We start from the raw sequence: 22,748 nt of genomic DNA on the forward strand, positions 1-22,748 counted from the left end.
GAGCCGTACCGATGATCGTGATTACCGGACAGATTTTCACCGACCTGGACACACTGCCCGCGCTTTATGGGCGCCTGAAAGAACTATGCGCGCCATCTCGCGCAGAAGATGGTTGCCTATTCTACCATATGGCGCTTGAGGACGCGGAGCGCGGCATTATCATGGCGACGGAAGGATGGCGCGACCAGGCGGCGCTGGATACGCACCTGGCTCTTCCCGCGGTCGCCGCGCTGGTACAGGATTTCAAAGGAAAGTTTCGCACCGCCGTTCAGATACATCAGGTCGTCAGTAGCGAAGTGCTGACGGTGACATCCTGATCCACACGCTGCTTTGCATGACCGCCATTTATTTGGCGGTCATGCCACCATCGATCACCAGTTCCGCGCCGGTCATGAAGCTGGCTGCCGGGCTGGACAGATAGGCGATGCCCGCTGCGATCTCGTCCGGTTCGCCCATTCGCCCCATCGCGTGGTTCGCCGACACGGTGGCGCGCGCGGTGGCTTCGTCGGGGAACAGGCCATCATCGACATAGCGGGCGTAGATCGTGTCCATCATGTTGGTGTCGATCCCGCCAGGGTGGACGCTGTTCACGCGGATGGGCAGCCCCATCATCGCAAATTCCAGGGCCGCGCTCTTGCTGAACAGCTTCACCGCGCCCTTGCTGGCGCAATAGGTGGACATGAGCGCTGCCCCGCGCAGGCCGCCGACGGATGAAAGGTTGACGATGGACGAGCCACCCTTGCGGTCCGTCCCGCTTTTGGCCAGCAAGCTCTGCGCGGCCTGCGTGCCCAAAAACACGCCCTCCACATTGATCGCCATGCATGTGCGAAATTCGGCCAAGGTCGTGTTGGCGATGCTGTTGGTCACGGATATCCCGGCATTGTTGACCAAGATGTCGAGCCGACGATGCGTGGTGTCGATCTGGGCGATCAGCGCGGCCCAATGGGCTTCATCGGTCACGTCCAGCCGACGATAATCGGCAGCGCCTGCAATGTCGGCGCTGTCGGCCAGGTCGGTGGCGATAACCCTCGCGCCGGATTCCGCGAGGGCGAGACAGGTCGCGCGACCGATGCCGCCGGTCGCGCCGGTGACGAGCGCCACCGCGCCGTCGAGACCGAAGTTGGGCATTATCTATCCTTCCACGACAGGGATCAGCGGGCGGTCCATCCGCCATCGACCACGACTTCGCTGCCCGTCATGTAGCTGGCGTCGTCGCTGGCGAGGAAGGCGACGACCTTCCCGATCTCGACCGGCTGGGCGAGGCGCTTGGTCGGCGTGGTCGCGGCCATCTCATCGATCCGTTCCTGCGCGGTCCCGCCCTCGCGCTCGGCCCAGAGGGCCATGCCCTGATGCAGAAGCGGCGTTTCCACAAAACCGGGGTGAATGCTGTTGACCCGGATCGGGATGCCAGCATCGGCAAATTCCATCGCATTGGACTTCGTGAACAGCCGCACCGCGCCCTTGGACGCGTTATAGGCCGATACGTCGCCCATGCCGACCAGCCCGAAGATCGAACTGACATTGATGATGCTGGAGCCATAGGGGGTGCCTGCACCCGCCTTCGCCAGCAGGGGCTGGAACGTCTTGGTCCCCAGGAATACGGTATCGACGTTCAGCGTCATCAGACGCCGCCAGTCGGCCAGCGGCATGTCCTGTACCTTGCCGTTAAGGGCGCCACCGACATTGTTCACCAATATGTCCAGATGGCCAAAGTCCCGCTCTACCTGCGTCCGCGCGGCGATCCACGCGTCCTCCTGCGTGGCGTCCAGTTGGATATAGCTGGCGTTTTCGACCGTGCCGATGGCCGCGACGGCGTCCGGGCTGTCGGGGCCATCCAGATCGGTTATGATGACGCTTGCCCCATCGGCGGCCAGACAGATGCAGATAGCGAGGCCGATGCCCCGCAAGCCACCGGAAACCAAAGCAATGCGTCCGTCCAAACGGCCTGCGCCCATATCCTCGCCCTCCCGTATATGGCCGGTGTCGGCCCTATGTTCCTGCCCATCCTTGTCCCTTTATATCGGCCATGCAGCACCTGCGGCTTTTCACAGGGTGACCTGATGCGGCGCCGGGTGCATGCCGCCGTCGTCGGCAGTCCGCGCCCCTGATATCGGGCAATCGGGTTGCCGGAGACATTCAACGGAACAAGCCCGACATCGGACCTTGGGCGGACGATCGAAGGGGCTGGGCATCATGACTATCGCTATTGCGCCTCGGGCTTCGGCGCGCTGCCCCGGACGGTGATGGTGCAGGTTTCGACCAAGTTTTGACAGCAAGGGACACGCGCATGGATGCCGAACGCTATGCTGCCCTCAAGGGCCAGATCGAACATCTCTATTCGCTGACGGGCACGGGACAGTGGGACAAGGTCGAGGCGCTGCTGACCGACGACTTCAGGATCGTGGAGGCGGAATGTCTGCCCTTCGGCGGCGTCTATGAAGGGAAGGGTGCGTTGCAGGCGCTCTTCACCAAAGTGTTCGCCTTCTGGGAAGATCCGGCGCTGGACTATAAGGATATCGCGATATCGCAGGATAATATCGTCGTCCTCCTGTCTTTCCATGCGACCTCCCGGTTCAACGGCGAACGGCTGGAAATGCCCTTGTGCGAGGTATTCCACCTGCGCGATGGCAAGTTCAGCGGGATCACGCCCTATTATTTCGACACGGCGGCGATCTGCCGCGCGACGGGCACGCCGGTCGATAGCTGACATCATATGCCCCGCCTGCCATTTATAGCAGGCGGCAAAGGGCTTGCGCCTTGCCATGATGGCCGCAAACAGGCGTAATCGGGCGAGAGGATGATGGGCATATGAACAATTTGGCGGGCAAGGTGGCGTTGGTCACCGGCGGGACGTCGGGCATCGGCAAGGCGACGGTGGAGCGCCTGTCCGCTGACGGCGCGCGGGTGATCTTCACCGGATCGAACGAGGCCGCAGCCTCCGCGATCACCGCCTCGACCGGCGCCACCTTCCTCAAGGGCCGGGTGCAGGAGCCTGCCGACTGGGCGCGGTTCGATGCGCTGGTCCGGGCGGACTTCGGGCGGCTCGACATCGCCTTCGCCAATGCGGGTATGGAACGGGGCGACAGCAGCGTCGAACATATCGCGCTCGACGCCTGGAACGGCCTGCTGGACGTCAACTTGACGGGCGTGATGCTGACCGCGCAGGCGGCCGTGCGCCTGATGCGTCACAATCCGGGCGGGGCGACCGGATCGATCATCGTCAACAGTTCGATGAGCGCGCACAAGGTGATGGGCAATTTCGTCGCCTATTCGACCACCAAGGGCGCGGTGCTGGCGCTGTCGAAATCCGTGGCGATGCATTGCGCGAACGAGGGGATGAATATCCGCTGCAACGCGATCCTGCCAGGCGTTGTGCAGACCGACATGATCCAGGCGATCATCGACAAGTCGCCCGATAGCGCCGCGGCGCTGGCCGCCTATCAGGGCATGTCTCCGCTACGCCGCATGGCCCAGGTGGAGGAGGTGGCGGCGCTGGTGTCGTTCCTGGCGTCGGACGAAGCTGCGTTCATATCCGGCGCGGAATATGCCATCGACGGCGCGTCGACGGCCGGGATGATGGGGGTTTAGGGTGAGATGATTATGGCTTGGTCCCGCCGATCATGGCGAACTGAGCCAAAAGTCATCGCGGTGTGAAAGTGGCAAGCTATGCCAAGACGCGATGATGTTGAAGTTCCCCGGCGCAGGCCGGGGTCCAGTTCAGAGCGCGGGACTGGGCCCCGGCCTGCGCCGGGGAACAAGCCATAGGTTTTTGTGTCAGAGGACCGGCGGCGTCTTGCCCGGATCGTCGCTCAGATAATAGTCGACATAACGGTGGAAATACTGGTTCCCGCGCTCGTTGCGGCCAAATGTGACGTTCGGCCGCGCGCCGGACTCCATGCCCTTCTGCACCTGTAGCCCGACGCCATAATCCTCTACATCCACCACGTCGCGCAGCCAGTCCATCATGCCCTCGATGGCGGCGGCGTCGGCCTCGTCCTTGGGGCCATGGCGGCGGATGAACAGCAGGTTGGTCATGTTCTTGTCCGGCGTCGGGCCGGGGATCAGTTGCGCGACCTGGGTGATTTCGGGCGCGAAGAAGATGCTGACATTGGGAAAGATGGTGCGCACGAAGTCATAGCCTTCATTTTCATGCTCGCCCCAGGTCTCGCGCGGCAGCGCGCCCAGCGCTTCCTTGATGCGGACCTGCGGATAGCCCACGCGCAGATGCGGGCCATAGGCGGTGAAACTCATGATGTTGCTGAAGGTGCGCGGATGGATGGTTTCGGGATGGGCGGCGGCGAAATGATAGCCTTCTAGATAGCCATCATAGGCGACCTTCCAGTTCGCGCCATATATGCGGCGCGACCCGCAAAAATGCCATTGATCCAGTGCATAGGCGTTGAGGTCGTCCAGCATCCCGCCCAGATGCTTGCCGATGTCCATGTCGGCCTTCGGGTCCAGGCTGACCCAGATGATGCCGCCCGCCTCGACGCAGGGCAGGGCGGTGAGATTATGGTCCTCCTTGCAGATCGCACCGAACTTCTTGGGTTCGGCGACACCGATCAGCTTGCCGTCATTGGCGAAGGTCCAGGCGTGGTAGGGGCAGGAAAAACGCTTGGCGTTGCCATGGCCTTCGGGCTTGAGGATCATGCCGCGATGCGAGCAGACATTATACATCGCCGCGACCGACCCGTCCGTCTTGCGGGTGATGAGGATGGGCTTACCCATCAGGTCCATCGCCTTGTAATCGCCCGGATGGGGCATTTCGGCAGTCACCGCGGCCAGCAACGGCAGCTTCAGGAAAATCTCCGACATCTCCCGGTCGAACCAGGCCGGGTCGGTATAGGCGGCGGCGGGCACGGCCATGGTTTCGGCTGCGCAGTCGGTCGTGCCGCTTTCCACATAGTCCAGCATCCTGGCGGCTTCGTTGCCGATGATGTCATGATAGCCCATGCTCGTGTCTCTCTCCTCACGGCAGGCAGACGACGGTTTTCCCCGTCGTCCTGCCGCTCATCAATCGTATGAAGGCGTCCGGCGTCGCGTCCAGCCCATGCGTTACATTTTCCAGCGGGCGCAGGTCGCCAGCCTTGACCCATGCACCGATACGCGATTGCGCCTCGGCCAGAAACTCTGGATGCTCATAGGTCAGGAACCCCTGCATCGTCGCGCGCTTCACCAGCAACTGCCACAGGTTGCGGATCGGATATTGTTCATCGGCATTGTTATAATTGGCGATCATGCCGCACACGATGACCCGGCCATGATCAGTCAGGTGGGGCAGTATGCCGTCCAGTATCTCACCCCCCACATTGTCGAAATAGACGTCGATCCCCTGCGGCGCGGCGGAGGCGATCTTCGCGTCCAGCGTGCCGGGTGCGTTGTAATCGACGACGGCGTCGAAGCCCAGGTCGCGGCACAGCGCGGCCTTGTCGGGTGAACTGGTGATGCCGATCGTCCGGCAGCCGGACAGGCGCGCGATCTGGCCCGCGACATTGCCCACCGCGCCCGCCGCCGCGCTGATCGCGACGGTATCGCCCGGCTTGATCCGGCCGATCGCAAACAGGCCGACATAGGCGGTCAGGCCCGACGGGCCGAGCGTGCCCATATAGAGCGAGAGCGCCCCCCGATCGGGACAGTCGCATTTTTCCAGGCCCAGCGCGTCGGCAGTGAGCAGGCTATATTCCTCCCACCCAGCCAGCGCGCGCACGATGTCGCCTGCGGCGAAACCGGGCAGGCGGCTGTCCACCACTTCGCCCAGCGCCATGCCGCGGATGGTTTCGCCGATCGCCAGCGGCGGCAGATAGCTGGGCCGGTCGTCCATGAAACCGCGGATCGCCGCATCGATCGCAAATACCCGGTTGCGGACCAGCATCGTGCCGTCCGCCACCACCGGCAACGGCGCCTGCGCCAACTGGAAATCGCCCGCCTGTGGAAGCCCTGTGGGGCGCCGGGCCAGCGTGATGGTGCGATGCGTGCCGGTCATGACTCTCCTGGACGCCGGTCATAGCCGACGACGCGATGATAGAGCGTGCGCGGTTGGCGCTTCCCTGTGATTATCACTAGGTCGACACATCAACGCCTTGGGTGGCCTGATGCAATCCATAGGTCATAAAGCGCCCGACTTTCGATAGATTGGGCGCAGGAAGAGGAGATTCGAGACTATGGCTGACGCCGATCCCCAGATCAAAGCCCCGCCGCAGATCAAGGGAGAGCCGCTGCCACGCTGTCCGGGGCCGTCCTATCGCGACCTGGCCCTGGCCGACACCAATGAAGTGCCGGAATATCTCTATCAGGATGTCTATGAAAATCTGGGGTCCGATCCGATCCCCACATCCCGCTACACCGACCCGGCCTTTTTCGAGCTGGAAAAGCAGAAAATGTGGCCCAAGGTCTGGCAATTCGCCGTGCGCGAGGAGGAACTGCCCGAGCCGGGCGACTATGCCGTATATGAGAATGTCGGCAAATCCTTCATCATCGTGCGGCAGGCGGATATGTCGGTCCGCGCCTTCTACAATGTCTGCCTGCATCGCGGCCGCAAGCTGAAGCTGGAAAGCGGCTGGGCAGGCGAACTGCAATGCCCGTTCCATGGCTTCACCTGGAATATGGACGGGTCGATGAAACAGATCCCGTGCCGCTGGGATTTTGCGCATCTGTCGGACGATCAGATGGCGCTGCCCGAAGTGTCCGTCGGGCGCTGGGGCGGCTATATCTTCATCCGGGAAGCGGGCGAAGGGCCGACGATCGAGGAATTTCTGGCCCCGCTGCCCGAACATTTCCAGCGCTGGAAGCATGAGGAATGCACGACCGTCATCTGGGTCGGCAAGGTCGTTCCCGCCAATTGGAAGGTGGTGATGGAGGCTTTCATGGAAAGCTGGCACACCGTCGTCACCCACCCGCAATTGCTGCCGTTCACCGGCGACGCCAATTCATCCTATAATATCTACGGCGACTATACGAACCTGACGGTCACGCCCTTCGGCACCATGTCGCCCCACATCGATCCCGAAGGCAAGCCGCAGCAATGGATCGTCGACGAGTTCGTCAAATATAATGGCCGCTCGTCCGACAATTATGAGGAGCAACCCGAAGGCGGCTATAACGTCAAGGTGCCGGATGGGGTTACGGCCCGCGCGGCGTTGGGCGCCAGCCTGCGCGAAACGACCAGCAAGATGTTCGGGCAGGACATCAGCTTCGCATCCGACAGCGAGATGATGGATGCGCTGCTCTATAATGTCTTCCCCAATTACAGCCCCTGGGCGGGGTTCCAGCCCAATATCGTCTATCGCTGGCGGCCGTGGCATGATGTCGACCATTGCCTGATGGAAGTGCGCATCCTTACCCGCACGCCGCCCGGCGAAACCCCGCCCAAATGCCCGCCGATGCATTTCCTGACGGACGCGCAGAAATGGACCGAAGCGGCCGAGATCGGCATTTTGGGCGATGTGTTCGAACAGGATATGGAAAATCTGCCCTTCGTCCAGCAAGGCTTGAAAAGCTCCGCCAACGGGCAGGTGCAACTGGCCAATTATCAGGAAATCCAGATCCGCCAGTTTCAGAATACGTTGATGAAATTCATCGAGGCGGCATGACGATGACGAACAGCGCGCAGCAGCGTTTCGCCGGATCGGGCGCGATCCGCGAAGGCCATGGTTTCGATATCGAACGCCTCGCCGAATGGATGGCGGCGCATGTGGAGGGCTTTGCCGGGCCGCTGACCGTCGAGCAGTTCAAGGGCGGCCAGTCCAACCCGACCTACAAGCTGATTACGCCGACGCGTAAATATGTGATGCGCCGCAAGCCGCCGGGCCAGTTGCTCAAGGGCGCCCACGCGATCGAGCGGGAATATCGCGTAATCAGCGCGCTTGGCGCGGCGGGCTTTCCTGTCGCCAAGGCCTATGCCTTGTGTGACGACGACAGCATCGTCGGCACCGCCTTCTACCTGATGGAGATGGTGGAGGGCCGCATTTTCTGGGATTCGACGCTACCCGGCCTGACGACACAGGAACGGCCGCTCTATTTCGACGCCATGAACGCGACCATCGCAAAGCTGCACGGCTTTGCCCCCGACGCGATCGGGCTGGGCGATTATGGACGGCCGGGCAATTATTTCGAACGCCAGATCGCGCGCTGGTCGCGCCAATATGGTGAAGATGTCGAAGCCGGGCGGCTGGACGATATGGACTGGCTGGTCGACTGGTTGCCTACGAACATCCCTGCCGGCGACGAAAGCAGAGTCGTGCATGGCGATTTCCGTGCCGACAATATGATCTGGCACGCGACAGAGCCGACGATATTGGCGGTGCTGGACTGGGAGCTTTCGACCCTGGGCCATCCGCTCGCCGATTTCACCTATCATCTGATGATGTATCATCTGCCGCCCCATATCATCGGCGGGTTCAAGGGCGCGGATCTGGTAGCGCTCAACATCCCGCGCCAAGACGCCTATGTGGCGGCCTATTGCGCGCGGACGGGCAGGGCGGGGATCGACAATCTGTCCTTCTACCTCGCCTTCAACATGTTCCGCTTCGCCGCGATCCTGCACGGGATCAAGGGGCGGATGGCGCGCGGCACGGCCGCCTCGCCCGAAGCGGCCAGCCTGGTCGATACCTTGCCCGAACTCGCCGGCCTGGCCCGCGCCATGGCAGCCCGAAAGGACTGAATTGCCCATGATTACCGCTCCCCATCCCGCGCCCACCCAGCGCGCCGCCGATCTGGCCGCGCGGGTCGAACGTTTCGTGCGCGATGTCGTTATCCCCTATGAAAAGGACCCGCGTCAGGACGCCCACGGCCCGGAGGAGGCACTGGTCGCCGAGATGCGCGACAAGGCGCGCGCCGCCGGGCTGATGACGCCCCATGTCCTGCCCGATGGCGGGCATCTGACCCATCGCGAAACCGCTTTGGTGCTCAAGACATCGGGTCTGTCGATCCTTGGCCCGACCGCGCTCAACACCGCCGCCCCGGACGAAGGCAATATGTATCTGATCGGCAAGGTGGGGACGCAGGCGCAGAAGGATCATTTCCTGGCCCCCATGCATCGCGGCGAGGCCCGATCCGCCTTCTTCATGACCGAACCGGCCGAGGATGGCGGGGCCGGGGCCGACCCGTCGATGATGCAGACGCGCGCCGTGCAGGACGGCAACCATTGGGTCATCAACGGGCGAAAGGCGTTCATCACCGGCGCGAAGGGCGCGAAGGTCGGCATCGTCATGGCCAATAGCGGCACGGCCGAGAAAATGGCCGCGACCATGTTCCTGGTCGATCTGCCCGATCCGGCGATCAGTATCGAGCGGGTGATGGATACGATGGATGGCTCGATGCCCGGCGGTCATTCGGTGATCGCGATCGATAATCTACGGGTGTCGCCGGACCAGGTGCTGGGCGAACTGCACAAAGGGTTCGACTATGCGCAGATCCGTCTCAGCCCGGCGCGGCTCACCCACTGCATGCGCTGGCTGGGCGCATGCATCCGCGCGCAGGAGATCGCCTCCGCTTATGCCTGCAAGCGCCATGCTTTCGGCAAGCCGCTGATCGACCATGAGGGCGTGGGCTTTCCGCTGGCGGAAAACCTCATCGACCTGAAACAATGCGAACTCATCATCGACTGGTGCGCCGACGTGCTGGACAGCGGCGAACTCGGCACCACCGAAAGCTCGATGGCCAAGGTCGCGGTGTCCGAAGCGTTGTTCCGCGTCGCCGATCGCTGCATCCAGGTGATGGGCGGCACCGGCGTCACGCAGGACACGATGGTCGAACAGGTGTTCCGTGAGATTCGCGCCTTCCGCATCTATGACGGGCCGACCGAGGTCCATAAATGGAGCCTCGCCAAGAAGATCAAGCGCGCGAACGCGGGGCGCTGATGCGCCAGCTTGTTCTTGCCGATCGCCCGGTCGGTCGCCCCGTCGCCGCGACCGACTTTACGATGGTCGATGTGCCTATGCCGACACCCGGTCCCGGCCAGATGCTGCTGGCGACCCGCTGGCTGGGGTTTGAGCCGGCGCAAAAGGGGTGGATGGAAAATTTCGGCGGCTATGTCGCGCCCATCGAACTGGGCGACGTCATGCGCGGCATGGGCGTGGCGGAGGTGGTCGCAAGCGAGGGCGGCAAATTCCCGATCGGCACGATGGTCGTCGGCATGACCGGCTGGACCGAAGCGCTGGTCAGCGACGGCGCGGGGTTCGACGCCTGCCATCCCGACCTGCCGCCCCAAGCGATGCTGGGGCTGCTGGGCATACCCGGATTGACCGCCTGGGTCGGGCTGCACGACATCGGACGCCCCGTGGCCGGTGACACGGTCCTTGTCTCAGGCGCGGCCGGGGCGACAGGATCGGTCGCGGGGCAACTGGCCAAAATCGCGGGATGCCGGGTGATCGGCATCGCCGGTGGCGCGGAAAAATGCGCCTGGCTGGTCGATGAAGCCGGGTTCGACGCCGCGATCGACTATAAGGCGGGCGATATCTCGAAGCAGATAAAGGCGCTCGCGCCCGATGGCGTTGATGTCGTCTATGACAATGTCGGCGGCGAGGTGCTCGACGCGATGCTGGCGCGACTGGCGATCGGCGCACGGGTGGTGCTGTGCGGGGGCATCAGCCGGTACGAACAAGGCGGCAAGATCGCCGGGCCGACCAATTATTTCAACCTGATCCTGCGCCGGGCGACGATGGGCGGGTTCATCATCCTGGACCATGAGGCGGCGTGGCCCCGCATACGCGCGCGGTTGGCGGCACTGGCGCTGGCCGGGCGGATCAGTTGGCAGACGGATGTGCTGGACGGTCTGGAAAACGCCCCGGCGGCGCTGGCCCGGCTGTTTACCGGCGCGAACCGGGGAAAGCAGGTCGTGCGGCTTTGACGCGCGAACATAGGCCCGTCGACCCTCGATCCGTGGTGGAGCAGTGGTATCGCTGCCTCTCCGCGATGGACATCGACGGGTTCGCTGCGACCTTGCATGAGGATTTCATCAATAATGTCGCCGGTCGGACTCCTGTGTCGGGTCGCTCCTATGGCAAGCGGCAATTGTTCGAGGATATTTTCCCGCTGGTCATGGCCAACCTCGTGCCCGGCACCGTCAATCTCGCCCGCCGCCATCGCATCATGGCCGTCGATGGCCCGACCGTGGTCGGCATGATGGAGGGCGGCGCCGAAACCAAGGACGGCAACCGTTACGAGCAGACCTATTGCCAGATATTTCGCGTCGAGGATGGCACCATCCGCGAAATCTGGGAATTTTTCGACACGATGCACGCGCAAGTGCGGCTGTTCGGCCATCCCGCCGATCCGGGCCATCCGGTGAACGATCCGCTGCGCTTCTAGATCAGCTTCAGGATCATCTTGCCCTGGTTGCTGCCCTCGAACAGGCGCAGGAAGGCGGGGAAGGCGTTGTCGATGCCTTCATCGATATGCTCGTCGAACCGCAGCTTGCCCTCGCCGACCAGTTTCGCCATCGCCATGCCGCCCTCGGCGAAGCGATCGAGAAACTCGCTGATCAGAAAGCCACGAATGGTCGCCATTCGGGCGATCAGCTTCCACAGGTTGCGGGTGCCATAGGGTTCGCCATTATATTCGGAGATCAGGCCGCACAGACCGATGCGCGCATGGGCGTTGATATGCTCCAGCGTCGCGTCCAGCCCGATGCCGCCGACATTTTCGAACACCAGGTCGATGCCGTCCGGGCACGCCTCCCCGATCGCGGCCGTCAGCGCATCGACATCCTTGCCGCGATAATCGACCGCCGCGTCGAAGCCGTAATCGGCGATCAGGCGGCGGCATTTGTCCGGTCCGCCCGCTATGCCGACGACCCGCGCGCCGACCAGCTTGCCCAGCTGCCCGACCAGCGATCCGACAGCGCCGGCCGCGCCGCTGATGAGGAAAGTCTCGCCTGCCTGGGGCTTCAATATGTCGTTCACCCCGAAATAGGCGGTGAGGCCGACAGCGCCCATGACGGAGAGATAATGGGTCACCGATGGCACCAGCGCCGCATCGATCGGGCTGGTGAAACCGCCTTTGCGCGCCACAGAATAGTGCTCGATCTTGTTGAGGCCCATCACCCAGTCGCCCGGCGCGAAGCCCTCCAGATTGCTGGCCTCCACCACGCCCACCGTCGTCGCCCGCACCGCGTCGCCCAGTGCGACCGGCGGCAGGTAGCTGGGTACGTCGTCCAGCCAGCCGCGCATGGCCGGGTCGATCGAGGCATAATGGTTGCGCACCAGCATCTCGTCGGGGCCGATGGCGGGGACCGGTTCGTCGACCAGCGTGAAATCGCCAGGCTTGATAAGGCCGTCGGGCCGGGCGGTGAGGAGAAAGCGGCGGTTGATGGTCATGTCTGTCAGCGTCCCGATATGCCCGACGCCCGATCGCGCGTCTGGCTGAAATCCGTGCCCCTGCGGCCCGGCAGATGGATGAGCGGCATGCCCGCCATGAAGGCGTCGCTCGGCGCGTCCTTGCGCGCCCAGTCGATATGGGCCTCTGGCCCGCCGCGCAGCAGGCCGCAATCGACGTCGGAATCGGCATGCAAGGCGCGCATCTGCAAATCGGGATCCAGCCGGTCCTGCCTGCGCATATAATCGAAGATCGCCTTTTGAATGTCGCGCCGCGCGGCCAGATCGCGCATTTCCGCTTCAAGGTTCATCCGATCCTCCATGCGTCAATGCCAGCGCGGGGCAGGATGGCTGCCCGATCCCTGTGTGGCGGACGGCGCTTCGTCGGTGCAACTGGTTCCGTCGACGCGGCTCCATTCGCTGACGAATCTGCGCGCCGAGAATTTCCAAACGCCATCGCGGCGCGTAAACCGGTCGAGATAGCGGCCGCCGGTCAGCATTTCCGATTTGCCACGTTCCAGGTCGGTCATGGTCGACACCGCGACGACATAGGTTTCGCCGATGGCGGTGTCGCCGGTCACCTCTATCCATTGATGGTCGATGCTATGCAGGGTCTGGTCGAACACGGCCCGGACGATCGCGCAGATTTCGGACGCGAATTGCTGGCCATTGCCATCGAAGGCGCCGCTGACCACGACGCTGTCGTCATGAAAGATGCTTTTCAGCAGCGTCTCGTCGGCGCGATCGACGCCCCGGCAATAGGCGAGCGTCAGTTCGACGATCTGCTGGTGCGAGCGCGCGGTGTCGCTGGTAGTATCGAGAGCGCCTCGTGGGCTGGACACGCCCTTCGTCAACGAGGCGGCGGTGCCTGCTGCTCTGGCCATGCTGTGCCTCTTCCCGATACTCTTATCCATCAGGCGGAGGCTAGAGCATGGCGCGTCTATTCCCGACTATCATTTAAAGCAGTTCGGCATTTGGGGCAGATAGCGCAATCGCAGGACTGGGCTGGCGCAGGATGGCATCGACCTGAATAGCCAGCGCGCGATGCTGTTCCTGCGCGCTCCAATGATCCTGATCGAGCGCAGCCTGAGTCGCGATCCCCTGGACGATCGCCAGCAACATCCGGGCGACCCGATCCTGTGCTGTGGTCATACCCGGCTGACGGCTGGCGACGGCGCCGATGATCGCTAGGGCATTGGCCTGCCACCATCGCTGTTCCGCCGCCATTTCGGGATCGCTGACCGTCGCGCGCCAGAAAGCGAAATAGACGCGCCACGCCTTTATCCCGTCCGGCGTATCCGGCAGAAAAGCGCAGAGTGCGGCGATCAGGTCATCGGGATCGTTGGCTTGCACCGCATCGAAGCGGCGCTGGGTCGCCTGTGCGGACGCGCGATAGGCCCAGAGCAGCAAGTCGCGCTTATGCGCGAAATAATGGGTGACGATCGCGGTGCTATAGCCTGCCGTTGCCGCGACGTTGCGGATCGTCGCATTCTCCATCCCGCCCTGCGCGATCAGATCGGCCGCGATGTCGGCGATATGGCGGCGGCGGGCTTCATGATCGACGGTGGCGGGCACGGCACGAGTTTCTCCAGAGAAAGGCGACGCTGTAAAGGCATGTCTCCCTAGCGATTCCGACAGCTTTCGGTCTATTTTATTATATAACATATGTTGTAAATAAAATCGGGAGTGGATCGATGGATCAATATGACGTCATTGTGCTGGGCACCGGCGCAGCTGGCCTTACGGCGGCGATCACCGCGCATGAGGGTGGCGCGAAGGTCGGCCTGTTCGAGAAAGCGGATACGGTGGGCGGCACCAGCGCCTGGTCGGGCGGGCAGGTCTGGATACCCAACAACCCGCACCAGCGCGCACTGGGCAAGCCAGACAGCCGGGACGACGCATTGACCTATTTGATGTCGCTGTCGCACGGCATGATCGCGCCGGATATGGCAGAAGCGTTCGTCGATACCGGGCCGGAGATGATCGACTTCCTCGAAAAATGCTCGCCCGTCAGCTTCTATTCCATTCCCGATTTCCCCGATTACCACCCCGAATTTCCGGGCGGCAAGCCGGAAGGCGGACGGACGCTGGAATGTCGGCTCTTTCCCTTTGGCGAATTGGGCGATTGGGCCGACCGGGTCGGCACCTCGCCCTATTATCTGGATTATACCATCACCGTGGGCGAAACCACGCTGGGCCAACCTGTACCGGTCGAAGTGCCGCAGGCGGAAAAGGCGCGCCGGCGCGCCAATGACGAGCGGGGCATGGGGCTGGCGCTGATCGGGCGGTTGCTGAAGGGCTGTCTCGATCGCGGGATCGAACCACAGACCGGTTGCCGCGCGGTCGAACTGGTGATGCGGGACGGCGCGGTCGCGGGCCTGAAGCTGGAGGGGCCGGGCGGTCCGTTCGAGGTCGCAGCGAAGAATGTGATCCTGGCGACCGGCGGGTTCGAATGGGACGCGAAGATGGTCCGGGCCTTTACGCGCGGGCCGATGACCCATCCGCTGTCGATCAAGACCAATACCGGCGATGGCCTGAAGATGGCGATGCGTGTGGGCGCGATGCTGGGCAATATGCGGGAAGCCTGGTGGATGCCGGTGATCGAAGTACCGACCGAAGTGAACCGCATGGGCAAACAGTTGCTGACCTATGAACGCACCATGCCCGGCACGTTGATGGTCAACAAACAGGGCAGGCGCTTCACCAACGAGGCGTCCAATTATAATGCTTTCGGTGCGGCGTTTCACGAGCAGGATGTCAGTCGCTTCGACTATGCGAACCTGCCCTGCTGGCTGATCTTTAATCAGGATTTCTATGCCAGATATCCCTTCGTCGGCGGTCTGCGCGATGAATATGAGCATGGCCTGACGCCGCCCCAATGGATAGCGGGCGCGCCCACCTTGCGGGAACTGGCCGACCGGATCGGCATCGACCCCGACCAGCTGGAGGCGACGGTGGACCGGTTCAACGGTCATGCGGCGGCGGGAACCGACCCTGATTTCCGACGGGGCGAAAGCGCCAATGACCTGTGGTGGGGCGATCCGGCCTGGCGCGGCGACAAACGGGCGACCCTCGGCGCTTTGGGGAAGGGGCCATATTATGCGGTGGAGGTGAAGAGTGGCGCGCTGGGCACCAAGGGGGGACCGCAGACCGACGTGGACGCGAATGTGCTGGACGTCGATGGGGCCGCCATTCCGGGCCTCTATGCGGCAGGGAACGTGATGGCTTCACCCATGGGCATGACCTATGGCGGGGCGGGCGGCACGCTGGCGCCGGGCATGGTGTTCGGTTATCGCGCGGGGCTTCATGCTGCGGCGCGGGGCTGATCCGTCAGCGATCCCATCGCAGCGGCAGCGCCGTGCAGGCGCCGACATTGCCCGTCCGCATCGTTACGCGATGCGCCGGGTCCAGGTCGAACAGGGGTATGACGGGTAGCCATTCCTGGAGGACGGTGATGATCTCCATACGGGCGAGCGCGGCACCGACGCAACGGTGCGCGCCATTGCCCATGGTCGTATGTTTGAGCGGCGATAGTTTGCGGTCGAACCGCACATCCTGTGGCGCATCGAAACTGCGTTCGTCCAGATTGTGCAGGACGCTGGCCAGATAGATCGTGTCCCCCGCCTGCATCGTGACGCCATCCAGTTCCATGTCCACGCGCAGATTGCGGCTGACAGATACGCTGGCATAACGGCGCATCAGTTCGTCGGCGGCATCGGGGATCAGGGCCGGATCGTCGCGCAATTGTGCCTGCTGCGCGGGGTGGCGGGCCAGATGGAGCATGACGAAGCCCAGCATCGCCACCACGGTGTCGAGACCGCCGAACAACAGGTTGCGGCACATCCGACGCGCTTCGTCCTCGGTCCACGCCCGGCCATCGATGGGAACCGTCAATATGCGGCTGAACAGGTCGTCGCCGGGGTTCGCCAGGCGCGCCTGAACGAAGGGCCACAGATAATCGTCCGCCGCCTGCATCAGGTCTGCTGGCGTCATGGTGCCGTCAGGCCGGGTCAATTGGGCGCCGAACTCCCGCAGCATCGGGCGATCGGCCAGTGGCACGTCGATCAGCGTCAGGAAGATGTTGATCGGCAGGATTTCGGCGAAGTCCGTCATGAAATCGCATGTCCCGCGATTTTGCAGACCGGCGATCAGTTCGCGGGCGACGGCTCTGACCTGCGGCTCCATCGCGACGATATGGCGCGACGCAAAGCCCGTCATCACCGCCTTGCGGAATGGCCCATGTTCGGGCGGGTCGAGTTGCAACGGGATGAACCGCATCACCTTGCCCACTTCGGGCGGGACGGTGAGCACTTCGTTGGACAGATTGTCCGTATCCGCCCAGAGCCGGTGAATATCCTCGCCCCGCGTCGCGATCCAGTGGCCGCCATTATGCGGCGTCCAGACCAGCGCGGGTTTACCCGGTGCCTGAAGCGCCTTCCACGCCGAGAAATAATCCTGCTCGATCAGGGGCGGTTGATAGACATCGAAATCGACTACGCGATCGGCAGGGACATGGTCGGGAACCGGCGTCGGGATAGTCATGATGCTCGGCTCCTTCGAGCGCATATCGTGCAGAAATCGACGGGCGGCGCGATGGTAGGCCGCCCGTCGCAGTGGGAGGCCGTTAGAATTCGACGCCCAGTGTCGCACCGAATGTGCGGGGTTCGCGCGCCGATGCAAAGGACCACAGACCAGCAACGGTGAATGCCGCGGATGGCCCCCGGTCATTGGCGAGGTTGCGACCGAACACTGTGAATTTCGCCTTGGTTTTGCCCATGTCGAAATGCGCGGTCAGGCTGGCGTCGACCAGTCCCTGAGCATCCGAACGGACGCGCGGGTCGTTGCCATTGACGATGACAGTGCCGCCATTGCTGACCGCGCCGGTATTGCCCGTGAGCGGCCCGAGCGAGATCTGCTGGTCATAACGTCCAATGTAGCGGTAGCCTACATTGGCGACGACATCGCCAAAGCTGGTGTCCAGCGTATAGTCGATGTTGAACGATGCGTTGAATTTGGGGCTGTAGATCGGATCGTTGCCCGAATAGTCGAACGGGCGGATGACCGTGCCGACAGGCGCGGGGAAGGTCAGCACGTTGCCGGCGACGAAGTTCTTGAACTTGGTATCCAGAAAACCGGCCGATCCACTGATGCGCAGGGCCGTGGCCGGACGGGCGACGAAGTCGATTTCCACGCCCTTGATCAATTCCGAGCCGACATTGGACGTGATCGTCTGGTTACCGGTCGGGCCGCCGGGGATCGTCGTGTTCTGCTGCAAATTCTTATATTTGGCGTAGAAGGCCGCGACATTGAATTGCAGCATCCGGTCGAACAGATCAAGCTTGGCGCCGATTTCATAGCTGTCCACCGTTTCGGGCTGATACGGCAAGCTGGCGGTATCCGCCGTCGCCGCGCGGGGAGAAAAACCGCCCGAACGATAGCCGCGTGACCAGGATGCGTAGAGCAGCGTGTTGGCGTCGGGTCGATAATCCAGTCCGATCTTGGGCGTGAATTTCTTGAAATCCGCCGCGCCGCTGCCGACCGGCGTGACACCGAAGGCATTGGTCAGTTCCTTTTTATCCCAGGTGTAGCGGCCACCGAAGGACAGGCGGAACTGGTCCGCAAAGGCCCAGATGAAGTCGCCGAACACGGCATAGGACCGGTTTTTGCCGGTGACGTTTTGCGGCGCTGGATCGGCAACCCTGGGATCAAGCGTCGGATTGAAGCCGAACAGGCGGGTGAATTGCGTCAGGTTATATTTGGAGTCAAAGAAATATCCGCCCACGACATAGTCGAAATTATCGCCGACTTTGCCACCGGCGCGCAATTCCTGACTCCATTGGCGATAATTCTGCAAACGCAACACATAATAGAGATCGGCCGTGGATGAATCGAAATCCTGCGTCTGGCGCTCCGTGGATTTGCGATAGCCGGTGATCGATGTAAGTTTGACCGCATCCAGGTCCAGGTTCATCTCATAGGTGACCGATGGCGCCCGATAGTTGGATGTACCCGGATCGTTGAAAACGGTGTAGAGGTCGCCAGAGGTGTTGCGATTGCACTGGTTGGCAGGCATGAAATTGCAGAATAGTTCGCCTGTCCTGGCGATGGTGGGGTTGACGACGTCAAATTTCTGTATCTGCTTCTCTACAGTCAGTAACGCGTCGAAGTTGCTGCTGGGCGTGAAGAGGAAAGACGCACCGAAATTGTCGCTATTGCTGCCGCCGGCACGCTTGCCGGTTATGCCGTGCCGATAAAAGCCGTCGCTTTCATTGTGGATATACCATGCCTTGGCGGCCAGCTTGTCTGCAACGATGGGCAGGTTGATGATGGATTTGGCGGCCCAGGTATTGTAGCTGCCATAGGTGCCCTCCAGCTTGGCGCCGAATTCACCGGTAGGGCGCGACCGCTGGATGCTGATGACGCCGCCGATGGTGTTGCGGCCAAACAACGTCCCCTGCGGACCGCGCAGCACTTCGATCTGCTTGATGTCGAAAAAGTCGAAAAATTGCCCGGTGCTGGTGCCGATGAACACGCCATCGACCACGACGCCGACAGTGGGTTCCTGCGACTTTTCGATATCGGCATAGGTCAGGCCGCGGATCGACAGGTTGGCTGCGGCCGCGCCGGAATTCTGTTGCGTGATGAGCAGGTTGGGCGCGGACCCCTGAAGATCGCCGATGGTAACGGCGCCCTTGTTTTCGATCTGCGCCGCGGCGATTGCGGTGATCGCGATCGGCGTCGACTGCAACGTCTCGTCGCGCCGACGGGCGGTGACGACGATGTCCTGAATCTGGCTTTTTTCCAGCTGCGGCGCAGCGGCAGCATCCTCCTGCGCCATCGCCGGTGCGGCAAGCGCTGCGAAGGCTAAAGCGGACAGCGCGCAGCCGCCCAGCAGGCCAAATGAAGGCATAATCTTCCTGTCGGTCATCACCGTCTCCCTGTTGTTCTTATGTCAGCGGCCAAGGCTGTATTTGTAAGGTTAGTTATGCGGGGCGGGCGGTCGCTTACAACCTCGACAAAACACTAGGGTCGTTACGGCGACGGACAGGTCGGCCTGTTGTTTCGACTAGCTGACAGGGCGCGACATCATCCGATGATAGTTTCAGAATCAGAAAAAGGAGAGACCGCTTTGGCCGACCAGTTCGATTATATCATCATCGGCGCGGGGTCGGCCGGATGCGTTCTGACCGAACGACTGTCCGCCGATCCGCGCAATCGGGTGCTGTTGCTGGAAGCGGGCGGCCAGGACAGCAGTTTCCTGATTCACATGCCCAAGGGGTTGGGCAAGCTGGTGCTCGATCCCAACCATGCCTGGCATTATCCGGTGGATCAGCCGCGCGAACCGGGCATGCCCGCCTCCGAACTATGGATACGCGGCAAAGTGCTGGGCGGCTCCAGCTCGATCAACGGCATGATCTATGTGCGCGGCCAGCCGGAGGATTATGCCGACTGGGAGGCCAGGGGCGCGACCGGCTGGGGCTGGCCGACCATGAAGGCGGCGTTCATGGAAATCGAGGATCATGAACTGGGGGCGGACGACCAACGCGGCGCGGGCGGTCCGGTGCATATCAGCACCGGCAAATTCCGCTATCCTGTGGCCGAGGCGCTGATCGAGGCGGGCGAGCAGATGGGCCTTGCGCGTAAGGAGGATCTGAACCGGGAAGATCAGGAGGGCGTGGGCTATTACGCCCATAATATCAAGAATGGCCGCCGTCAGAGCGCGGCGGTGGTGTTCCTCAACCCCGCGCGCAAGCGGCCCAATCTCCAGATCGAGCCGGGCATATTGGTCGAGCGCATCCTGGTGGAAAATGGCGTGACGACCGGCGTCGTCGGCCGTCGCGGACAGGAATTGCTGACCTTCCACTGCGCGGGCGAAGTGATCCTGTCGGCGGGCGCGATCAACAGTCCCAAGCTGTTGCAACTGTCCGGCATCGGCCCTGCCGATCATCTGCGATCGCTGGGTATCGACGTCGTGACCGACAGCCCGGATGTCGGATCGCGGATGCGCGATCATCTGGGCTTTTCGCTGCCCTATCGGTTGCAGGGCGATCCGGGCATCAACCGGCGGTTTCACGGGATGGGTCTCATGGCCAGCGTCGCGCAATATGTTCTGACGCGCAAGGGACCGATGGCGACGGGGCCGTTCGAAGTCGGGGCGTTCGTGCGGACGGAACCCCATGTCGATCGACCCGATGCGCAGCTCTATATGGGCGGCTTCACCTTTGCGCGGAGCGACGACAATTTCCCGGTCCCGCTGGCCGATGTCGAGCGTTTGCCTGGGCTGACCATCTACGGCCAGCTTTTGCGCCTGACCAGCGAGGGCAGCGTAATGGCGCGTTCGTCCGATCCTGCCACGCCGCCGGTCATCACGCCCAACTGGCTGACCACGGCGGAGGATGAACATGCCGCGATCGCGATGGTCCGCTATATGCGGCGTTATATGCGGCAACCGGCGCTGACACCCTATGTCGGGGAAGAACTGGTGCCGGGCGCCGCCTGTCAGAGCGACGCGGACATCCTCACCGCGTTCCGCCGCCTGTCGCTGTGCGGCACCCATGCGGTGGCGACCTGCCGCATGGGCAGCGACAACGCGGCGGTGGTCGACGACCGCCTGCGCGTGCGCGGCGTGTCGGGCCTGCGCGTGGTGGACTGCTCCGTCATGCCATCGCCGGTGTCGGGCAACACCAACGGTCCCGTCATGGCGCTGGCCTGGCATGCGGCCAGCCTGATCGCTGCGGATGCGCGCCGGTTCGTGGCGGCATGATCGCGGGATTGCCGATCCGGCAGGTCGCCTATTTCGTTCAGGATGTGCGCGTCGCCGCCATCGCCCACGCCGCGACCTTCGGCTCCGGTCCCTATTTCGTGGCCGATCATATCCCGCTCAAACGCTGCCTGCACCGTGGCGTCGCGGTGCCGCTCGATCATAGTTCTGCCTTTGGGCAGTGGAACGACCTGATGATCGAATTTGCGCAACAAAATGGTCCCGGCCCCTCCGTCTTTCACGATATGTTTGCGCCGGGGGCGGAGGGGTTTCACCATGTCGCCCTCATCGTGGACGATCTTGAGACCGCCCGGATCGCTTGCGAACAGGCGGGGTTCGCTACCGCATTGGAGGCGGAGATGAACGACGGATTCCGCTTCCTGATGATGGATGCGGTCGCGCGCTACGGCCACATGATCGAATTGTATCAAGGCGCGCCGGTGCTGACCGACTTCTATGATGTCGTCAGGCAGGCGTCGATCGGTTTCGATGGCCGCGACGTAATCCGGCCCATCAGCATGGCCTGATGCGCTCGTTCAAGCCTCACTCGCCCAGCCAGTCGTCGATCACCGGCTTCAGGTCGGTCGAAATCAGCTCGACCAGCAATCCGGGCACCGGCGGCGCGACATAGGCGATCAGCCCATAGCCTTCTTCCGGCGACGCGCCCGCCGCGACCACGCGCCACCCTTCACCGATCATCCGGTCCGTTTCGCCCTTCAGGTCATCGACCCAGATACCGACATGCCGCGCATCCGGCGCGCGATCGGGGTCATAAAAGGCGCCGCTGCCCTGCACCAGTTCCAGATGATGCGGACCGCCCAGCGAATAGGTCGCCTTGACATGCACCTCATGCGATCCGGCTTCCGGCGTCCAAAAGGGCAGGGGGTCGAAATGCCGCACCGCCGCCCATGTCAGCCCCAGCGTGGAGCCGAACAGGTCCATCGCCGCGTCGATATCGGCCACGGCCATGCCGGTATGGTGAAAGCGTTGCAGGTCGATCATGCGCAAAGGCCTTTCATGGAATAGGGGTCACCAGGGGACCATCAACTGTTCGCCGTCCCAGTCGCGCGCCGCTTCGACCGTGCGGGCGTACATGGCGCGGATGATGGGATGTTCGGGATAGAGTTCGATGAAATGGCCCAGCGTATCACGCGCATCGACATAGCAGATTTTCGCGCCGAAGCCGGTGGTGAACTCGCTGGCAATGGCATGACCGGCCGCGACCCAATGCGCCTTTTCTGCCTCATAATCCTCGCAGAACAGGGCGACATGATGCAACCCGTCGCGCCCCGTGTCGATCATGTCGTGAAAGGCGCTGGGACCGGGTGAAAGGATCTGGATCAGTTCGATGTTGAGGTCGCCCGACTGGACGAACACGCCCCGCAGCCGGATGGGCGCTGTCGGCGCACCGCGATAATGATGGTCCTCCAGCGTCACTTCGGTCCCGCCGACAAAAGGCCCGACGCCCAGCATCGCGCGCAGGCGCTCGCACGCCATGTCCAGATCGCGCACGACATAGCCATTTTGCACGATCCTGGCGGCGGCGCGTCGCGACATCGGTCCTCTCCTCTGCTCGGGCCAAGCTAGGCTTTTCGTGCGGATCGGCGACTAACATCTTTGACAGGGGGGTAAGTTCTTCATCGCGCGCTATCATGCGACGATAAGCGTATCGGGAG

23 protein-coding genes are annotated in these 22,748 nt (G+C 62.8%); 11 read left to right on the top strand and 12 right to left on the bottom strand.

Translation table 11 applies throughout. The features are described 5' to 3' along the window. Nucleotides 1-11 precede the first annotated feature (11 nt). Nucleotides 12-317, top strand: a complete 306-nt coding sequence (locus U5A82_RS10995; protein WP_326290852.1) for a putative quinol monooxygenase — start codon at nt 12-14, stop codon at nt 315-317. A gap of 28 nt (nt 318-345) precedes the next feature. On the opposite strand, the gene U5A82_RS11000 is transcribed toward U5A82_RS10995, so the two are convergent. After that, nucleotides 346-1,128: an SDR family oxidoreductase gene (locus U5A82_RS11000; protein WP_326290854.1), complete on the bottom strand. Its 783-nt coding sequence runs from the start codon at nt 1,126-1,128 to the stop codon at nt 346-348. A 23-nt stretch (nt 1,129-1,151) separates the two neighbouring features. Then, nucleotides 1,152-1,955: an SDR family NAD(P)-dependent oxidoreductase gene (locus tag U5A82_RS11005; protein ID WP_326290855.1), complete on the bottom strand. Its 804-nt coding sequence runs from the start codon at nt 1,953-1,955 to the stop codon at nt 1,152-1,154. A 332-nt stretch (nt 1,956-2,287) separates the two neighbouring features. On the opposite strand from U5A82_RS11005, the gene U5A82_RS11010 reads away from it, so the two are divergent. After that, entirely contained in the window at nt 2,288-2,707 is a 420-nt protein-coding gene (locus tag U5A82_RS11010; protein ID WP_326290857.1) for a nuclear transport factor 2 family protein, read from the top strand. Between the two features lie 101 nt (nt 2,708-2,808). Continuing rightward, complete coding sequence (locus U5A82_RS11015) at nt 2,809-3,588, top strand: SDR family NAD(P)-dependent oxidoreductase (protein WP_326290859.1); 780 nt, start codon at nt 2,809-2,811, stop codon at nt 3,586-3,588. A 186-nt stretch (nt 3,589-3,774) separates the two neighbouring features. Here U5A82_RS11015 and U5A82_RS11020 read toward each other — a convergent pair whose 3' ends face one another. Both U5A82_RS11020 and U5A82_RS11025 read right to left on the bottom strand, forming a co-directional pair. Next, nucleotides 3,775-4,953: an aromatic ring-hydroxylating oxygenase subunit alpha gene (locus tag U5A82_RS11020; protein WP_326290861.1), complete on the bottom strand. Its 1,179-nt coding sequence runs from the start codon at nt 4,951-4,953 to the stop codon at nt 3,775-3,777. A gap of 16 nt (nt 4,954-4,969) precedes the next feature. Further along, a complete protein-coding gene (locus U5A82_RS11025) occupies nt 4,970-5,983 on the bottom strand; it encodes an NADP-dependent oxidoreductase (protein ID WP_326290863.1) in 1,014 nt (337 codons plus the stop codon). 178 nt (nt 5,984-6,161) lie between these two features. On the opposite strand from U5A82_RS11025, the gene U5A82_RS11030 reads away from it, so the two are divergent. Genes U5A82_RS11030 through U5A82_RS11050 form a run of 5 tightly spaced genes read left to right on the top strand, consistent with a single transcriptional unit; the run spans nt 6,162 to nt 11,307 of the window. Then, nucleotides 6,162-7,589, top strand: a complete 1,428-nt coding sequence (locus U5A82_RS11030; protein WP_326290864.1) for an aromatic ring-hydroxylating oxygenase subunit alpha — start codon at nt 6,162-6,164, stop codon at nt 7,587-7,589. After that, nucleotides 7,586-8,659: a phosphotransferase gene (locus U5A82_RS11035; protein WP_442802166.1), complete on the top strand. Its 1,074-nt coding sequence runs from the start codon at nt 7,586-7,588 to the stop codon at nt 8,657-8,659. Before U5A82_RS11030 ends, U5A82_RS11035 begins: the two co-directional genes overlap by 4 nt. A 7-nt stretch (nt 8,660-8,666) precedes the next feature. Next, entirely contained in the window at nt 8,667-9,857 is a 1,191-nt protein-coding gene (locus U5A82_RS11040) for an acyl-CoA dehydrogenase family protein (protein ID WP_326290865.1), read from the top strand. Continuing rightward, nucleotides 9,857-10,846 (top strand): NADP-dependent oxidoreductase, encoded by a 990-nt coding sequence (locus U5A82_RS11045; RefSeq protein WP_326290867.1) that lies wholly within the window; start codon nt 9,857-9,859, stop codon nt 10,844-10,846. Before U5A82_RS11040 ends, U5A82_RS11045 begins: the two co-directional genes overlap by 1 nt. Beyond that, entirely contained in the window at nt 10,843-11,307 is a 465-nt protein-coding gene (locus U5A82_RS11050; RefSeq protein WP_326290869.1) for a nuclear transport factor 2 family protein, read from the top strand. Before U5A82_RS11045 ends, U5A82_RS11050 begins: the two co-directional genes overlap by 4 nt. Here the strand turns inward: U5A82_RS11050 and U5A82_RS11055 are convergent. From U5A82_RS11055 to U5A82_RS11070, 4 genes are all read right to left on the bottom strand, one after another. Then, entirely contained in the window at nt 11,304-12,314 is a 1,011-nt protein-coding gene (locus U5A82_RS11055; protein WP_326290870.1) for an NADP-dependent oxidoreductase, read from the bottom strand. The two genes, U5A82_RS11050 and U5A82_RS11055, sit on opposite strands and share 4 nt — an antisense overlap. A 5-nt stretch (nt 12,315-12,319) precedes the next feature. Beyond that, the gene (locus U5A82_RS11060; protein ID WP_326290872.1) at nt 12,320-12,622 is read right to left on the bottom strand and encodes a hypothetical protein; all 303 of its coding nucleotides are present in this window, start codon (nt 12,620-12,622) and stop codon (nt 12,320-12,322) included. A gap of 15 nt (nt 12,623-12,637) precedes the next feature. Beyond that, nucleotides 12,638-13,195, bottom strand: a complete 558-nt coding sequence (locus tag U5A82_RS11065) for a nuclear transport factor 2 family protein (protein ID WP_326290873.1) — start codon at nt 13,193-13,195, stop codon at nt 12,638-12,640. Nucleotides 13,196-13,268: 73 nt separating this feature from the next. Next, nucleotides 13,269-13,886: a TetR/AcrR family transcriptional regulator gene (locus U5A82_RS11070; protein WP_326290874.1), complete on the bottom strand. Its 618-nt coding sequence runs from the start codon at nt 13,884-13,886 to the stop codon at nt 13,269-13,271. Nucleotides 13,887-14,005: 119 nt separating this feature from the next. On the opposite strand from U5A82_RS11070, the gene U5A82_RS11075 reads away from it, so the two are divergent. Continuing rightward, complete coding sequence (locus U5A82_RS11075) at nt 14,006-15,637, top strand: FAD-dependent oxidoreductase (RefSeq protein ID WP_326290875.1); 1,632 nt, start codon at nt 14,006-14,008, stop codon at nt 15,635-15,637. Nucleotides 15,638-15,641: 4 nt separating this feature from the next. On the opposite strand, the gene U5A82_RS11080 is transcribed toward U5A82_RS11075, so the two are convergent. Then, nucleotides 15,642-16,853, bottom strand: coding sequence for a cytochrome P450 (locus tag U5A82_RS11080; protein WP_326290877.1), 1,212 nt, complete (start codon nt 16,851-16,853; stop codon nt 15,642-15,644). 82 nt (nt 16,854-16,935) lie between these two features. Continuing rightward, nucleotides 16,936-19,239 carry a TonB-dependent receptor gene (locus U5A82_RS11085; RefSeq protein WP_326290878.1) on the bottom strand — a complete coding sequence of 768 codons (2,304 nt, stop codon included), beginning with the start codon at nt 19,237-19,239 and terminating at the stop codon, nt 16,936-16,938. 201 nt (nt 19,240-19,440) lie between these two features. Here U5A82_RS11085 and U5A82_RS11090 point away from each other — a divergent pair, with 201 nt between their 5' ends. Next, nucleotides 19,441-21,075: a GMC family oxidoreductase gene (locus U5A82_RS11090; RefSeq protein ID WP_326290880.1), complete on the top strand. Its 1,635-nt coding sequence runs from the start codon at nt 19,441-19,443 to the stop codon at nt 21,073-21,075. Continuing rightward, nucleotides 21,072-21,599, top strand: coding sequence for a VOC family protein (locus U5A82_RS11095; RefSeq protein ID WP_326290882.1), 528 nt, complete (start codon nt 21,072-21,074; stop codon nt 21,597-21,599). Before U5A82_RS11090 ends, U5A82_RS11095 begins: the two co-directional genes overlap by 4 nt. A gap of 16 nt (nt 21,600-21,615) precedes the next feature. Here U5A82_RS11095 and U5A82_RS11100 read toward each other — a convergent pair whose 3' ends face one another. After that, a complete protein-coding gene (locus U5A82_RS11100) occupies nt 21,616-22,074 on the bottom strand; it encodes a VOC family protein (RefSeq protein ID WP_326290883.1) in 459 nt (152 codons plus the stop codon). Between the two features lie 27 nt (nt 22,075-22,101). Next, entirely contained in the window at nt 22,102-22,629 is a 528-nt protein-coding gene (locus tag U5A82_RS11105; RefSeq protein ID WP_326290884.1) for a VOC family protein, read from the bottom strand. Nucleotides 22,630-22,748: the final 119 nt, after the last annotated feature.

The organism is Sphingobium sp. CR2-8 (genome assembly GCF_035818615.1).
Classification (GTDB): domain Bacteria; phylum Pseudomonadota; class Alphaproteobacteria; order Sphingomonadales; family Sphingomonadaceae; genus Sphingobium.